The sequence below is a fragment of the Nocardia sp. NBC_00403 genome (assembly GCF_036046055.1).
Lineage (GTDB): Bacteria > Actinomycetota > Actinomycetes > Mycobacteriales > Mycobacteriaceae > Nocardia.
Genome location: NZ_CP107939.1, coordinates 1,155,741 through 1,172,514 on the forward strand (window position 1 = coordinate 1,155,741; position 16,774 = coordinate 1,172,514).

At 68.8% G+C, this 16,774-nt stretch carries 1 pseudogene; it reads left to right on the forward strand.

The features are described from left to right. Positions 1–10 precede the first annotated feature (10 nt). Positions 11–16,753, forward strand: a pseudogene (locus tag OHQ90_RS05105) (SDR family NAD(P)-dependent oxidoreductase); the annotation flags it as partial. Positions 16,754–16,774 lie beyond the last annotated feature (21 nt).

Consider the following 16,774-nt stretch of genomic DNA (forward strand, 5'->3'; position numbering starts at 1 on the left):
GATGTGAAACGTGGACACAGGCACCGGCGATTCGTCCGACCGCATGTTGGAGTATCTGAAGAAGGTCACCGTCGAGCTCCTCACGACTCGCGACGATCTGACCCAGCTGCGGGAACGCATCGACGAGCCGATCGCGATCGTCGGTATGAGCTGCCGCTACCCGGGTGGCGTCGAGTCGCCGGTACAGCTGTGGGATCTGGTCGCGTCCGGTTCGGACGCCGTCGGCGAGTTTCCGGTGGATCGGGGGTGGGATGTCGAGGGGTTGTTCGATCCCGATCCCGACCGGTTCGGGAAGGTGTACACGCGGGAGGGCGCCTTCCTGCGCGATGTCGGCGATTTCGACGCGGGGTTCTTCGGGATCGGTCCGCGCGAGGCGGCGGCGATGGATCCGCAGCAGCGGTTGTTGCTGGAGGCGTCATGGGAAGCGCTGGAGGACGCGGGTATCGATCCGTTGTCATTGCGGGGCAGCGACACCGGCGTCATCGCAGGGGTGATGTACGAGGACTACGAGCACAAGACAAGGGCTGCGGGTCCGGCCTACGAGGGGTACGCGGGCGTCGGCTCGGCGGGCAGCGTGGTGTCGGGTCGAGTGGCGTATACGTTGGGGCTGGAAGGCCCTGCGGTGACGGTGGATACGGCGTGTTCGTCGTCGCTGGTCGCGATCCATCTGGCTTGCCAGGCACTGCGGCGTGGAGAGACTTCGCTCGTGTTGGCCGGCGGTGTGACCGTGATGTCGACACCGTATTTGTTCATCGAGTTCTCCCGGCAGCGTGGTCTGTCGCCTGACGGTCGATGCAAGTCCTTCTCGGCGGCGGCCGACGGTGTCGGGTGGTCCGAGGGCGTCGGTGTGTTGGTGTTGGAGCGGTTGTCGGATGCGCGGCGGCTCGGTCACAACGTGCTTGCTGTGGTTCGGGGTTCGGCGGTGAATCAGGATGGCGCCTCGAATGGTTTGACGGCGCCGAATGGTCCGTCGCAGGAGCGGGTGATCGCGGCGGCGCTGGCTGCTGCCGGATTGGCTCCTGCCGATGTGGATGTGGTGGAGGCGCATGGGACGGGCACCTCGTTGGGTGATCCGATCGAGGCGCAGGCGCTGATCGCGGCCTATGGGCAGGATCGTGCGGAACCGATCCGGATCGGATCGTTGAAGTCGAATATCGGGCATTCGCAGGCGGCCGCGGGTGCCGGTGGGGTCATCAAGATCGTGCAGGCGCTGCGGAACGAGGTGCTGCCGAAGACGTTGCATGTGGATGCGCCGTCGCCGCATGTGGATTGGTCGGCGGGTTCGGTGCGTTTGCTGACGGAGGCGGAGCCGTGGCCTGCGGGGGAGCGGGTGCGTCGGGCGGGTGTGTCCTCGTTCGGTATCAGTGGCACGAACGCTCATGTGATCGTGGAGGAAGCACCTGCGCCCGGCGGCGGGTCAGCCGAAGGGACCGCCGCGGGCGACCCGGTTTCGTCGACATCGCCTGCCGAATCCGAAACCGTCGCCGGGGATGTGGTGCCGTTGCTGGTGTCGGCCAAGTCCGGCGAAGCGCTGCGCGGCCAGGCGAATCGGTTGCGGCAGTGGCTGCTCGACCACCCGGATGCGGACTTGTGGAGTGTGGCCTCGGCGCTGATCGATACCAGGGCCCAGTGGGACTTGCGGGGCGCGGTGGTCGGTCGCGATCGGGAGCAACTGGTTGCGGGGTTGGCCGAGCTGGCGTCGGGTGCGGTGTCGTCCGGTCTGACTGTCGGGGGTCGGACGGCATTCGCGTTCACCGGTCAGGGTGCCCAGCGTGTCGGGATGGGGGCGGAGCTGTATGTGGCGTTCCCGGTGTTCGCGGCGGCGCTGGACGAGGTGTGTGCCGAGTTCGATCGGCACCTCGGCGGGGCCGATTCGGCATCCGGCCACCACTCCTCGACGAGCTCGGCGATGTCGTTGCGGCAGGTGATGTTCACCGATCCCGAAAGTGTGTTGGATCGGACGGAGTGGACGCAGCCCGCGCTGTTCGCGTTCGAGGTGGCGATGTTCCGGCTCGTCGAGTCCTTCGGCATCACACCGGATGTGTTGATCGGGCATTCGATCGGCGAGTTGGCGGCCGCCTACGTGGCAGGGGTGTGGTCGCTTGCGGACGCGTGTGCGTTGGTGGCGGCGCGCGGTCGTTTGATGGGTGCGCTGCCTGCGGGCGGCGCGATGCTCGCGGCGGCCGTGACCGAGCAGCGTGCGGTCGACATCGTGGCGGAGTACGGGAATCGGTTGTCGGTCGCGGCCGTGAACGGTCCCGCGTCGGTGGTGCTGTCCGGTGACATGGACGTTGTCGAAGCGGCGGAGCGCGGGCTGGCCGGCGCGGGTGTCAAGACATCGCGATTGCGGGTCAGTCACGCGTTCCATTCCGCGCGGATGGAACCCATGCTGGCCGAATTCCGCTTCGTTGCTTCGGGTCTGACGTATCGAACGCCGATTGTTCCGATGATGTCGAATGTTTCCGGTGCTGTGGTCGGAGTCGAGGTGACCGATCCGGAGTACTGGGTCGAGCAGGTGCGCGGGTGTGTGCGATTCGCGCCCGGCGTGGACGCTCTCGTCGCGGCAGGGGTGCGGCGGTTTGTCGAGGTGGGCCCGGATGCGGTGCTGACCTCGATGACTCGCCAGTGTCTGGCCGAACACCCGGAGGTCGAGGCGGACTCGGTGGTGGTCGCCGCGTCTCGACGCTCGGTCGACGAGGTGACGCAGTGTGTGACGCTGCTGGGGCAAGCGCACACCGCCGGTGTCCACGTGGACTGGCGACCGATGTTCGCGGGGCGGTCTCTGCACCGGGTGTCATTGCCCACGTACGCGTTTCAGCGTCAGCGGTACTGGTTGGAGCCACTCGTCGCTAACGCGTCGGTCGGGTCATCGGATCATCCGATCTTGACCGGCACGGTGTCGTTGGCGGGCAAGGACGAATGGCTGTTCACCGGACGGGTGTCGTTGCTGACCCACCCGTGGTTGGCCGATCACGCGGTGTTCGGCTCGGTGTTGCTGCCCGGGACCGGCTTTGTGGAACTCGCGTCGACCGCGGGCATGCGGCTCGGGGTCGACTTTGTCGAGGAACTGCTGCTGGAAGCGCCGCTGCTACTCGAGGCAGGCACTGCGGTCGATATCCAGCTCGGTGTCGAACCCACCGACGGCGCGGGCCGCCGCCGGTTCGTGATCCACTCGCGTGCCGTTGCCGACGGGAATCCCGATGCGGGCGAATGGGTGTCGCATGCCAACGGCGTGCTGGCTCCGGTTGCGCAGAGCGTTCCCACGTGGGTCGAGTCGGGCTGGTATGGATCGGCTGCGACCGCAGAATGGCCGCCCGCCGGTGCCGAGGCGGTGCCGAACGATGGGCTCTACGACCAGTTGGCGGACTTGGGGCTCGGCTACGGCCCCGCGTTCCAGGGGGTCACGTCGGTCTGGCGCGACGGCGACGATCTGCTCGCCGAGGTGTCCCTTGCGGCCGAAACCGCTGATCAGGCACCTGGATTCGGGATTCATCCCGCGTTGTTGGACGCCGCATTCCACGCGGCGATCGGGGGGCTGGCGCAGGACATGTCCTCGGGTCGGCTGCCGTTGCCGTTCTCCTTCGCCGGGACGCGGGTGTACCGCACCGGGGTGACGGCCGTCCGGGTTCGACTTGTGCGGTGGGGAGCCGGGCGGACACGGGTCCTCGCTGTCGACGACACCGGGGCCCTGGTGTTGAGTCTCGATTCGCTCGTTGCCCGCCCCGTGGACGCCAAAGTGCTGAACAGCGGGGCCGGTCGTCGACCGTCGCTGTCGGATGTCGAATGGGTGCCGGTGTCGTCCGGGTCGACCGGGGCGGTTGCGTCGGTCGCGCTACTCGGCGGTGCGATTGTCGCGGGCGTCGAGCGTCGGAGTGCGGAGCTCATCGAGCTGCTCGACGATGCGGCGACTCCGGAGATCGTCGTCTGGTCGCCTGTCGGCGACAACTCGACCGACGGTGTTGTTTCGAGCGACCCACAAGCTGTCGCCGGCGGCGACGTGACGGCGCGGACCCACAGGTGGGTGCGGTCGGCGCTGGAGCTGTTGCAGACGTGGCAGGCCGAGCAGCGGTTGAGCGATTCGCGACTGGTGGTGCTGACCCGTGGAGCTATGGGCGTGTCGGGCGAGTCGCCGGACGCGGCGGGCGCGGCGGTGTGGGGCTTGGTGCGCAGTGCGCAGGTCGAGCATCCGGGCCGGTTCGTGCTCGTCGACGTGGGAGTCGAGGAGAACCCGACAGTCGATGTGATCGCCGCGGCAGTGGGTTCGGACGAACCGCAGCTGGCCGTGCGCAGCGGTGGGCTGCGGGTGCCGCGACTGCGGCGGCAGGCGGGCTCTGCCGTGGCGGACGCGTCGTCCTTCGGCGCGGGCGCGGTGTTGATCACCGGTGGCACCAGCGGTCTCGGCGCCGAGCTGGCACGCCACCTCGTCGATGCGCACGGTGCGCGACGACTGGTATTGGCGTCGCGGCGAGGTGAGCGTGCCGACGGTGTTGCCGAGCTGGTGAGCGAGCTGACGGCAGCGGGCGCGCAGGTGCGGGTCGTGGCCTGCGACGTGGGCGATCGTGCGGCGGTGGCGGCGCTGCTCGCGGAATTGCCCGACGAGTTCGCTCCGAGCGCGGTGATCCATTCGGCGGGCGTGCTCGACGACGGCACCATCGAGACCTTGACCACCGAGCAGCTGGACCGGGTGCTGGCGTCGAAGGCGGACGCCGCGTGGCATCTGCACGAATTGACCAGCGACCGTGATCTTTCGGCGTTCGTACTGTTCTCGTCGGTCGCGGGAGTGGTGGGCAACCCGGGACAGGGCAACTATGCCGCGGCGAATGCGTTCCTCGACGCGCTGGCGTTGCGGCGCAGGGCGGCGGGCTTGCCCGCGGTGTCGATCGCGTGGGGATCGTGGAACCAGAACATCGGTATGACCAGCGGTCTGGGAACTGCGGCAATGGCGCGGATGAGCCGCCTGGGCGTGCGTCCGTTGGAGACGGCGGATGGCTTGGCGTTGTTCGATCGCGCGGTCGTCGCGGCAGCACCGGTGGTGGTCGCGACGGAGTTCGACACCGAGGCGCTGACGATGCAGGCACGCGAGGGGGCCCTGCCCCGGATGTTGCATTCGATCGTCACGGTGCCGGTGCGGCGGGCCGCGGACACGGGCGGGACATTGGCGCGGCGGCTGGCCGCCGCGCCGGCCGAGGAGCGCGCGGCCATCGTGCTCGACGTCGTTCGTGAGCAGGTCGCAGGCGCGCTCGGTCACATTTCCGGCGACGCCATCGATCCCACCGCGCCGTTCGCCGAGCTCGGCTTCGATTCCCTTGCCGGAGTGGAGTTTCGCAATCGGCTTGCCAAAGCCACCGGAGTGCAGCTGCCGTCGACGCTGGTGTTCGACTACCCCACCGCGACCGCGGTGGCGGCGTTCGTGCGGTCTCATGTCGGTGATCTGGAAGAAGCGGACACCGGCCGTGCCGTCGCCCGCGTGCCGCGTCGGGTCCGTACCGATGAACCGATCGCGATCGTGGGGATGAGCTGCCGGTATCCCGGGGGGATCAGCTCGCCGGAGGGTTTGTGGGAGCTGGTGGCGTCCGGAACGGACGCGATCGGCGAGTTCCCGACCGATCGCGGCTGGGATCTGGATCGGCTGTTCGATCCCGATCCCGATCACTCCGGCACCTCCTACGCGCGACGCGGCGGATTCCTTTCCGGTATGGCGGATTTCGACGCGGGGTTCTTCGGGATCGGTCCGCGCGAGGCGGCGGCGATGGATCCGCAGCAGCGGTTGTTGCTGGAGGCGTCCTGGGAGGCTTTGGAATACGCCGGTATTGATCCGTTGTCGTTGCGGGGCAGCGACACCGGCGTAGTCACCGGCGTCTCGTATCAGGACTACGAGGAGATCGCCAAGGCGGCCGGTTCGGTCGCCGAGGGGTATGTCGGTACCGGTTCGACGAGCAGTGTGCTCTCGGGTCGAGTGGCCTACACGTTGGGGTTGGAAGGCCCTGCGGTGACCGTGGACACGGCGTGTTCGTCGTCGCTGGTGGCCATCCATCTTGCCTGCCAGGCATTGCGTCAGGGGGAGACCTCTCTGGTCCTCGCAAGTGGTGCTCAGGTGATGTCGACGCCGTTCATGTTCATCGAGTTCTCGCGGCAGCGTGGTTTGTCGGGTGACGGTCGGTGCAAGGCGTTCTCGGCGGCGGCGGACGGTGTCGGGTGGTCCGAGGGCGTCGGTGTGTTGGTGTTGGAGCGGTTGTCGGATGCGCGGCGGCTCGGTCACAACGTGCTTGCTGTGGTTCGGGGTTCGGCGGTGAATCAGGATGGCGCCTCGAATGGTTTGACGGCGCCGAATGGTCCGTCGCAGGAGCGGGTGATCGCTGCGGCCTTGGCGTCGGCCGGGCTCGATCCCACCGATGTGGATGTGGTGGAGGCGCACGGGACCGGGACACCATTGGGTGATCCGATCGAGGCGCAGGCCCTGATCTCCGCGTACGGGCAGGGCCGTGCGGAGCCATTGTGGGTCGGATCGTTGAAGTCGAATATCGGGCATTCGCAGGCGGCCGCGGGTGCCGGTGGGGTCATCAAGATCGTGCAGGCATTGCGGCACCAGATGTTGCCGAAGACGCTGCATGTGGATGCGTTGTCGCCGCATGTGGATTGGTCGGCGGGGTCGGTGCGATTGCTGACCGAGCAACGGGCGTGGCCTGCGTCGGTGGAGCGGGTGCGTCGGGCCGGGGTGTCCTCGTTCGGTATCAGCGGGACCAACGCCCACATCATTCTCGAGGAAGCACCCGCGGGCCAGGAGCGTGCGACGGAGCCGGTCACGCCGCCCGTGGCTTCGGGCATGATGCCGTTGCTGGTGTCGGCGAAATCCGAGGCGGGACTGCGGGGGCAGGCCGCTCGACTGCGTGCGTGGCTGTCGGCCCACCCGGAAGCGGACCTGGTCGACGTGGCACGTTCGCTGCTGACGACCCGGGCCCGATTCGATCGGCGCGGGGCCGTCGTCGCGGGCGATCGGGATGCCATGCTGGCGGGCCTCGCCGAGCTGGCCGCAGGCGCGGCTGCGCCGGGCGTAACCGAGGGCACGCCCGTCGGCGGCAAGATCGCGTTCCTGTTCACCGGACAGGGTGCACAGCGTGTCGGCATGGGCGCCGGGCTGGCTGCGGCGTTCCCGGTCTTCGCGTCGGCGTTCGACGAGCTGTGCGCCGAGTTCGACAGGTTGCTGGAGCCCTCGTTGCCCGGCGCCTCGCTCAAAGACATCGTCTTCGGCACCGCGGGCGAAGATTTGCTGCATCGCACGGAGTACACCCAGCCCGCGCTGTTCGCCTATGAGGCAGCGCTGCTACGGCTCGTGGAGTCGTTCGGGATCACCCCCGACGTGCTCATCGGGCATTCGATCGGCGAGCTGGTCGCCGCGTACGCGGCCGGGATGTGGTCGGCGGCCGACGCCTGCGCGCTTGTCGTGGCGCGGGGACGATTGATGGGCGCACTGCCCGACGGCGGTGCGATGCTGGCCGCCGCGATCCCGGAAGCGCGGGCGCTCGGAGCCATTGCCGGGTTCCGTGGCCGGCTATCGATCGCGGCGGTGAACGGGCCGTCCTCGATCGTGATCTCCGGCGCCGAGGATGCCATCGCGGAACTGGAACCGCAGCTGGCCGCGGACGGGATCAAGACAACGCGGTTGCGGGTCAGCCACGCTTTCCATTCGGCATTGATGGAACCGATGCTGCCGGAGTTCGAGGCCGCCGCCGCAGGAGTGACTTACGGTCGGTCGCTGCTGCCGGTGATATCGAACGTGTTCGGCGTGGTAGGCGGCGAGGCTTTCGCCGATCCCGGGTACTGGGTCGGTCACGTGCGCGACACCGTCCGCTACGCCCACGGCGTCGAGGCCCTGGTGGACATGGGTGTCCGGCGGTTCCTGGAATTGGGACCCGACGCCGTACTGACGGCGATGACCAGGCAGTGCCTGCCCGAGGATATCGATTCGAGGTCGCTGGTCGCGGCCGCGGGACGGCGCGGCGTCGACGAGGTGACACAGTTCCTCACGTTCCTCGCCGACGCCCACAACGCCGGCATCGAGGTGGACTGGGAACCGTTGCTCGCCGGCCGGGCAGCAGTGCGGGTTCCGTTGCCGACCTACGCCTTCCAGCGTCGGCGGTACTGGCTGGACGTGGTGCGCCCGGTAGCCGCGGGCAACATCGAGCATCCGATCCTGCGGGATGCGGTGCCGGTGGCAGGCAAGGACGAGTGGTTGTTCACCGGGCAGCTTTCCGACGCCCGTCATCCGTGGATCGCCGAGCATGTGGTGTTCGGTACCGCGGTGGTGCCGGCGACCACCTACCTGGAGCTGGCGTCAGCGATCGGTGAGCGGCTCGAGCTGCGGACCGTCGAAGAGATGCTGCTGGACATTCCACTGGCGCTCGGGGAGCACGCCGTCGATCTGCAGGTCGCTGTCGGCGAGAGCGAACCGGATGGGCGACGACGCTTCACCATCTACTCCCGGGCCGAGCACCTCGACGATGCCGATGCGTGGGTGCCGCATGCCAGCGGGGTGCTGGCCGCCGCCGACACTACGGCGGACGCCGAGACCGGATGGGACCAGATATGGCCGCCCTTGGGTGCGGTGCAGCTCGACGAGCAGGTTCTGTATCGGCGGGTCGCGGATCTCGGCATGGAATACGGTCCGGTGTTCCGTGGGGTGCGCACGATGTGGCGGCGCGGCGACGAGATGTTCGCCGAGGTCTCGCTGGACGCGACAACGGCCGGTCAGGCATCGGGATACGGGATTCATCCCGCGTTGTTCGACGCCTGCCTGCACCCCGCTCTCGACTTCGTCATGGACGACATCCCCGAGGGGCGGATTCCGCTGCCGGTCTCGATCGGCGGCCTGCGCCTGGCGCGGACCGGGTCGGGGCCGGTCCGGCTCCGTGCGGTGATGCTCGGCGGCAACCGCATGCGGATGGATGTGGTGGACGAGGCAGGCGAGCCGGTGCTGAGCGCGGACTCCGTGGTGATGCATCCGGTGGAGCGGCGCACGGTGGAACGGGTTCGGTCGAGCTCGGCGTTGGTGCCGCTGTACGGCGTGGAGTGGGTGCCGGTCGCGGCGGGGTCTACCGAGCCTGCGGGGACGATGGCCATTCTCGGCGGCGGGAATGTGGCAGGGATCGATCGTCGATCCGCTCAGGTGCACGACCCGGCCGATACCGATGCGGTCGCGGAAACGCTCGTCTGGGTGGTCGGTGACGACGAATCCGACGTCGTGAATGTGGCTGAGGCGGGCCGCAGAACCGTCGCGGAAGCGCTCGGCCTGTTGCGGTCGTGGCTGGCGGACTCGGGGGTTGCCCGGTCGCGGCTGGTCGTGGTCACCCATAACGCGCTCGGGCTGCCGGGCGAGTCACCCGATCCGGTGTCCGCGGCTGTCGCGGGGCTGGTGCGCAGCGTGCAGGCCGAGCATCCGGGTCGGATCGTGCTACTCGACCGCGACGACGAGATCGACGCAGGCACGGTGTCGGCGGTGCTGGCCGCGGATGAGCCGCAGGTCGCGGTGCGCGGCGGCCGGTTGTCGGCACCGCGGTTGCGCAGGGAATCGGTGTCGCCGAGTGCGGGCCCGGTGTCGTTCGGGGCCGGGACGGTGCTGGTGACCGGAGGGACCAGCGGGCTCGGTGCGCTCGTCGCGCGGCATCTGGCCGCCGAGCACGGGGTGCGCAGGCTGCTGTTGGTATCGCGACGTGGTCGCGACGCCGACGGCGTGCCCGAACTGGTCGCGGAACTGGCGGCGCTCGGCGCCGAAGTGGACGTCGCCGCGTGCGATGTCGCGGATCGCAGCGCCGTCGCGGCGGTGCTCGCGGAAATTCCGGCGCAGTTCCCGTTGACCGGTGTCGTCCATGCCGCGGGTGTGGTGGATGACGGCACCGTCGAGACCTTGACTGCTGAGCAGTTGGATCGGGTGTTGCGTCCGAAGGTGGACGGGGCGTGGTTGTTGCACGAATCGACGCGGGAGTCGAATCTTTCGGCGTTCGTGGTGTTTTCGTCGGTCGCGGGGCTGGCCGGTGCGCCGGGGCAGGGCAACTACGCGGCGGCGAACGCGTTCGCCGATGCGGTCGTCGGGCTGCGGCGGGCGGCAGGTCTGTCCGGTGTCTCGGTGGCATGGGGTCCGTGGAACGCGAACACCGGTATGACAGGTGAGCTGGGTGCGGCCGGTTTGGAGCGGTTGCGGCGGTTGGGTTTCCGTGCGCTCGGCGACACGACCGGGCTGGCCTTGTTCGACGCGGCGGTCACCGCCGATGCGGCGCTGGTGGTCGGTGCCGAATTCGATGCGACAGGACTTGCGGAACAGGCCGCGGCGGGATCACTGCCGAAGGTGCTGAGTTCGCTGGTTTCGGCGCAAACCCGGTCGCGCGGGAACATCGGGTCGGTGGTGGGGCGGCTGGCGTCGGCGTCGGTCGCCGAGCGCGACGAGGTGGCGCTCGAAGTGGTGCGGGAGCAGGCGGCGGCGGTGCTCGGGCATGCCTCCGCCGAGGCGATCGAATCGGAGGCCGCCTTCACCGAGTTGGGCTTCGACTCGTTGGCCGGTGTGGAATTCCGGAATCGGCTCGCCAAGGCCACCGGATTGTCGCTGCCATCGACCCTCGTCTTCGATCACCCGACCGCTCGGGCGGTGGCGGCGTTCCTGGTGTCCCGGATCGGGGATACCCCCGCCGCGCAACGACGGCCGACGAGAACCGTGCGCCGGACGCGGACGGACGAACCGATCGCCATCGTCGGAATGAGCTGTCGTTATCCCGGCGGCGTCGGATCCCCTGAACAGCTCTGGGATCTGGTGGCGGCCGGTAGGGACGCGATCACGCCCTTTCCCTCGGACCGGGGCTGGGATCTCGAGCGGCTGATCAACCCGGACCCGGACGAACCAGGCACCACCTATGTCCGGGAAGGCGGATTCCTCACCGCGGCGGGTGCTTTCGACGCCGGTTTCTTCGGTATCAGTCCGCGCGAAGCGACGGCAATGGATCCGCAGCAGCGGCTGATGCTCGAGGCCGCCTGGGAGGCATTAGAAGACGCGGGCATCGATCCGACGTCGCTGCGCGGCAGCGATACCGGGGTGTTCGTCGGCGCCACCCCGTCCGGGTATGCCGAGCGGGTGACCGGCGAACACGAAGGTTTCCGGATGACCGGGAACTCGGACAGCGTCACCTCGGGCCGGGTCGCTTACGTGTTCGGTTTGCAGGGGCCTGCCATCACGGTGGACACGGCGTGCTCGTCGTCGCTGGTCGCGCTGCACCTGGCGTGCCAGGCACTGCGCAATGGGGAGACCACGCTGGTGCTCGCGGGCGGTGTCACGATCTCGGGGAGCCCAGAGCTGTACGTGGACTTCGCACGTCAGCGTGGTCTGGCGCCCGATGGCCGCTGCAAGTCCTTCTCCGACGGCGCCGACGGTGTCGGCTGGTCGGAGGGCGTCGGCGTGCTCGCCATCGAGCGGTTGTCGGATGCGCAGCGGCTCGGTCACAACGTGCTCGCCGTGATCCGTGGTTCGGCGGTGAATCAGGACGGCGCGTCCAATGGTCTGACCGCGCCGAACGGTCCGTCGCAAGAGCGGGTAATCGAGGCGGCATTGGCGGTCGCCGGGCTGGATCCCGCCGATATCGATGTGGTCGAGGCGCACGGGACGGGCACACCGCTGGGTGATCCGATCGAGGCGCAGGCCTTGATCGCCACCTACGGGCAAGGGCGCACGGAACCGGTCCGCATCGGATCGTTGAAGTCGAATATCGGGCACTCGGTCGCGGCTTCCGGCGTGGGTGGCGTTATCAAGATGGTGCAGGCATTGCGGCACCAGATGCTGCCCAAGACGTTGCATGTGAATACGCCGTCGCCGCATGTGGATTGGTCGGCGGGTTCGGTGCGTTTGCTGACGGAGGCGGAGCCGTGGCCTGCGGGGGAGCGGGTGCGTCGGGCGGGTGTGTCCTCGTTCGGTATCAGTGGCACGAACGCGCACGTGATCGTCGAGGAAGCGCCTGCGCCCATGCGGGACGCGCGGTCCTCGACGGAGGTCCCGACGTCCTCGCGAGAGGGTGTGGTCGCGTGGCTGGTGTCGGCGAAATCCGAGGCAAGTCTGCGGGCTCAGGCGGACCGATTGCGGGCGTGGTTGGTCGACCATCCGGAAGCCGACGCGCCGAGCGTCGCGCGGTCGTTGATCGAAACACGTGCACAGCTGGAATGGCGCGGCGCGGTTGTCGGCCGGGACCGGGAACAGCTGCTTGCCGAACTGGCGGAGTTGGCGACGGGTTCGTCGTCCTCCGGCGTGGTCGAAGGAACGGTTGGGTCCGGGAAGACGGCGTTCGTGTTCACCGGCCAGGGCGCGCAGCGGGTGGGCATGGGGGCGGAGCTGTCTGCGGCGTTCCCCGTCTTCGCGGCCGCCTTGGACGAGGTGTGTGCCGAGTTCGATCGCCACCTCGGCCAGGCCGGCCGGTCATCCGACCACCCCTCGACGAGCTCCGCGCTGTCATTGCGGGAGGTGATGTTCGCCGATCCCGAGGGTGTATTGGATCGGACGGAGTTCACCCAGCCCGCACTGTTCGCGTTCGAAGTGGCGTTGTTCCGGCTGGTGGAGTCGTTCGGCGTCATCCCGGATGTGCTGATCGGGCATTCGATCGGCGAGCTGGTTGCCGCGTACGTGGCGGGGGTGTGGTCGCTGTCGGATGCGTGTGCCCTGGTGGCGGCGCGTGGTCGTTTGATGGGTGCGCTGCCGGAGGGCGGCGCGATGCTCGCGATAGCGCTGCCGGAAACCGAGGCGGCACAGCTGCTCACCGGCTTCGGAGACCGGGCATCGATCGCTGCCGTGAACGGTCCGGACGCCGTGGTGATCTCCGGTGACGCGGACGCCATCGACGAGGTGGAGCGGACGTTGTCGGGGCAGGGCAGCAAGACCACGCGATTGCGGGTCAGCCACGCGTTCCATTCCGCGCGGATGGAACCCATGCTCGCGCAATTCCGTGCTGTCGCACAGGAGGTGACCTACCGGGATCCGCTGCTGCCGATCGTGTCGAACGTAACCGGTGCGGTGGGCGAGGCATTCACCGATCCCGAGTACTGGGTCGGGCAGGTGCGTGCCGCGGTCCGGTTCGCGCCGGGGATCGGGTCGCTCGCCGACACCGGCGTGCGCCGATTCCTCGAAATCGGCCCCGACGCGGTACTCACGGCGATGACCCGCCGATGTGTGAGCGACGACGGCGATGTCCCGGCCGGATGGCTGGTGGCCGCTGCGAGTCGTCGCGTCGGCGATGAGGCGAGTCGCTTCGTGACATTCCTTGCGCAGGCGCACATCGCCGGCCTCGGTGTGGACTGGCAGTCGTTGTTCGCTGGGCGCTCGGTGAATCGAGTTTCGTTGCCGACGTACGCATTCCAGCACCAGCGGTACTGGCTGGCGGCCGCAGCCGATACGGGCGATGTCCGGACCTCGGGTCTGGACGACGTCGAGCATCCGCTGTTGAGCGCGGCGGTCTGGCTGCCCGACACCGATGGTGTGGTGCTGACGGGTCGGTTGTCGTTGTCGAGTCACCCGTGGTTGGCCGATCACATGATCGGCGGGACGGTGCTGCTGCCCGGCACGGCGTTCGCGGAGCTGGCCTTGCATATCGGGGCGATGACCGGCAGCCGGCGACTTGCCGAACTGGTCGTGACCGCGCCGCTTGCGGTGCCCTCCGAGGGCGCCGTCGAGCTGCGGGTGGTTGCGGACGGACCCGATGACACCGGCGCCCGCCTTGTTTCGGTGTATTCGCGTCCGCAGCGCGAGGGTGCGCCGGAGCGGGCGCAGTGGGTTCGCCATGCGACGGGAACCCTTGTCGCACCGGCGTCGCCGGCCAGGAGCAACGCGACGGCGATGGCCGCGAGCTGGCCGCCCGCGGGCGCGGTCGGGGTGGATATCGGCGGCATGTATGCGGAGCTGGCCGAGCGCGGATACGGGCACGGGCCATTGTTCCAAGGGTTGACCGCGCTGTGGCGGCGCGACGGTGAGGTCTTCGCGGAGGTGAATCTCCCGGAGCAGGACCATTTGTCGGCCGATCGGTTCGGGGTGCATCCCGCGCTGTTGGATGCGGCACTACACGCGATTCGCTTCACCGGGTTGACCGGAGCGCCGGCCGACGGCGAGATCTTCGTGCCCTATTCGTGGGAGAACGTGGACATGCACGCCGTCGGAGCCACGGCGGCGCGGGTCAGATTGGCTGCGGCCGAGTCGGGTCCGGCGGGACCGGACAACCATCGGATCACGGTGACACTCGCCGACTCACACGGGGAGCCGGTCTTCGAGGTCGCGGCGCTGACCATGCGTCCGATCCCGATCGACACCCTGCGCGCCGCGGGTGCTTCCGAGCTGAGCCGCGGCGCCTACCAGCTCCGCTGGGTCCCGGTGCCGACACCGAAGCCGAGCGACCTCGTTGCCGGCGTGCGCTGGGCGAGCACCGCCGGGGGCGAGACGGTGACGATCGACGGCAGGCCGATGGCCGTGATCCGACTCGACGACACGCCGATCGATGCGGACGTGCCGGGTGCGGTACACGCTCGGCTCGTCGACGTGGCAGCGCAGGTGACCGCACTCCTGACCCATCAGGAGCGGATCGCCGTCGTCACCAGGAACGCGGTTGCTCTGGAAGCCGGTGCGCCGGTGGATCTCGTCGGAGCTGCGGTGTGGGGTCTGCTGCGCAGTGGTCAGCACGAGAACCCCGGCCGGATCGCGATCGTCGATGTGGACAGTTGGGACGACTACCACGATGGCGTCGCGGCGGCTGTCGCTGTCGCGGACGAAGCTCAGCTGGTGCTGCGCGAGGGTGTCGCGTACGCGCCTCGGTTGAGTCGCGGTGGCATAGACGCAGGCAAGGACGTTGCGTCACGATCGGACGGCACCGTGTTGATCACCGGAGGAACCGGCGGGTTGGGCGCGCTCACGGCCAGGCATCTCGTCGTCGAGCATGGGGTGCGGCGGCTGCTGCTGGCCAGTCGGCGGGGCATGGCCGCGCCGGGCGCCCCGGAGCTCGCGGCGGAATTGGCCGCACTCGGCGCGCATGTCGATGTGGTCGCGTGCGATGTGACCGAACGCGCGGCACTCGACGAGCTGCTGTCGGCCATCCCGCAGGAGCATCCGCTGACGGGTGTCGTGCATACCGCAGGCGTGCTGGCCGACGGTCTGCTTGCCGATATGACCGCGCAGCGGCTTGCCGCGGTCCTGCGGCCCAAGGCCGACGCGGCGTGGCATCTGCACGAGGCCACCAAGGACCTCGACCTGTCGATGTTCGTGCTCTACTCCTCGTTCGCGGGGACGATCGGCAGCCCGGGCCAGGCCAACTACGCGGCGGCGAACGCGTTCCTGGACGCGGTCGCCGAACACCGGCACCACCACGGTCTCCCCGCGACATCCATCGCGTGGGGTCCGTGGCGCGCGACCAGTGGTATGACAAGCACCCTCACCGAGGCCGATATCGCGCGACTGCGTCGAGAAGGGGCGATCCCCCTCGACGACGACTACGGGATGTCGCTGCTCGACGCCGCGCTGGCCGCCGGTCTACCGACGAGCATCGGTGTGCGTCTCGATATGGCGGCACTCACCGCGCAGGCCGCCGGGGGTGCACTGCCGAGGATGCTCAGCACCCTGGTCACCGCGGCGCCGCGTCGCGCAACCAGTGTGCGGTCGTTGGCGCAGCAGCTGGCCGGCGCACCCGAAGCCGACCGAGCGGGCGTTGTGCTCGCGACGGTTCGCGAACATGTCGCCGCGAGTCTCGGACATAAATCCGGGGACGTGATCGATCCGGCGGCTCCGTTCACGGAGCTGGGTTTCGACTCGCTCGCGGGCGTCGATTTCCGCAATCGGCTCGCCAAGGCGACCGGCTTGGCCTTGCCTTCCACGCTCATCTTCGACCATCCCACCGCTGCGGGACTGGCCGACTATCTGTGCTCGCGGATCCCCGAGATCTTGCCGACCACGGTGGACGCCGTGGTCGCACCCACGGTGGCGCCCGTGAAAGCCGGGACCGCGCAACGGAACCGAGGCGGGCTCACCGAGCTGGTCCTTGCCGCACATCGGCGCGGGAGCGTCGAGACCGCGATACCGATGCTGTTGGAGAGCGCCAAGCTCGTCGACACCTTCCCCAGCGGCACCGAGCTGCTGGTCCAGCCTGCTCCGATCCCGCTGAGCAGGGGCACCTCCCGGCTCTCGCTGATCTGCGTTCCTTCGTTCGTGGTCGGTACCGGACCGCACCAGTTCGGCGGGCTGGCGCGCGAATTAGGCGCGGACCGCACAATCGCCGCGCTGCGCCTGCCGGGAACTCAACCGGGCGAACCGCTGCCCGAATCATGGGAGGTGCTGCTGGATTACCTGGCGGCGGCCGTTGCGGGCGCCGACAGCCTGCGCCCGATCGTTCTCGTCGGCTATTCGGCCGGCGGCGCGATCGCACACGCGCTGGCGCATCGGCTCGAGCAGACCGGGCGTGGGCCTGCGGCGGTGATCCTGCTCGACACCTATTCACCTGATGACCCTGAGCAGAATCGTCGGGTTCTGGTGACCGCGATCGGCTCTGTGCTCGATCTCGGCGACGAGGTCACCGAGATCGGTGATCACGGTCTCATCGCCATGGCGAAGTACGCGCAGCTATTCGACAAACGGCAACCCGTGTCGATCGCGGCACCGACGTTCGACCTGCGGGCGGCGACGCAGCTGCCCGGCCTCGATATCGCCGAGCCGGTGCCCGCGTGGATGCACACCGGTAAGAGGGCCGAAATCGACGCAGACCACTTCTCGATCATCGGC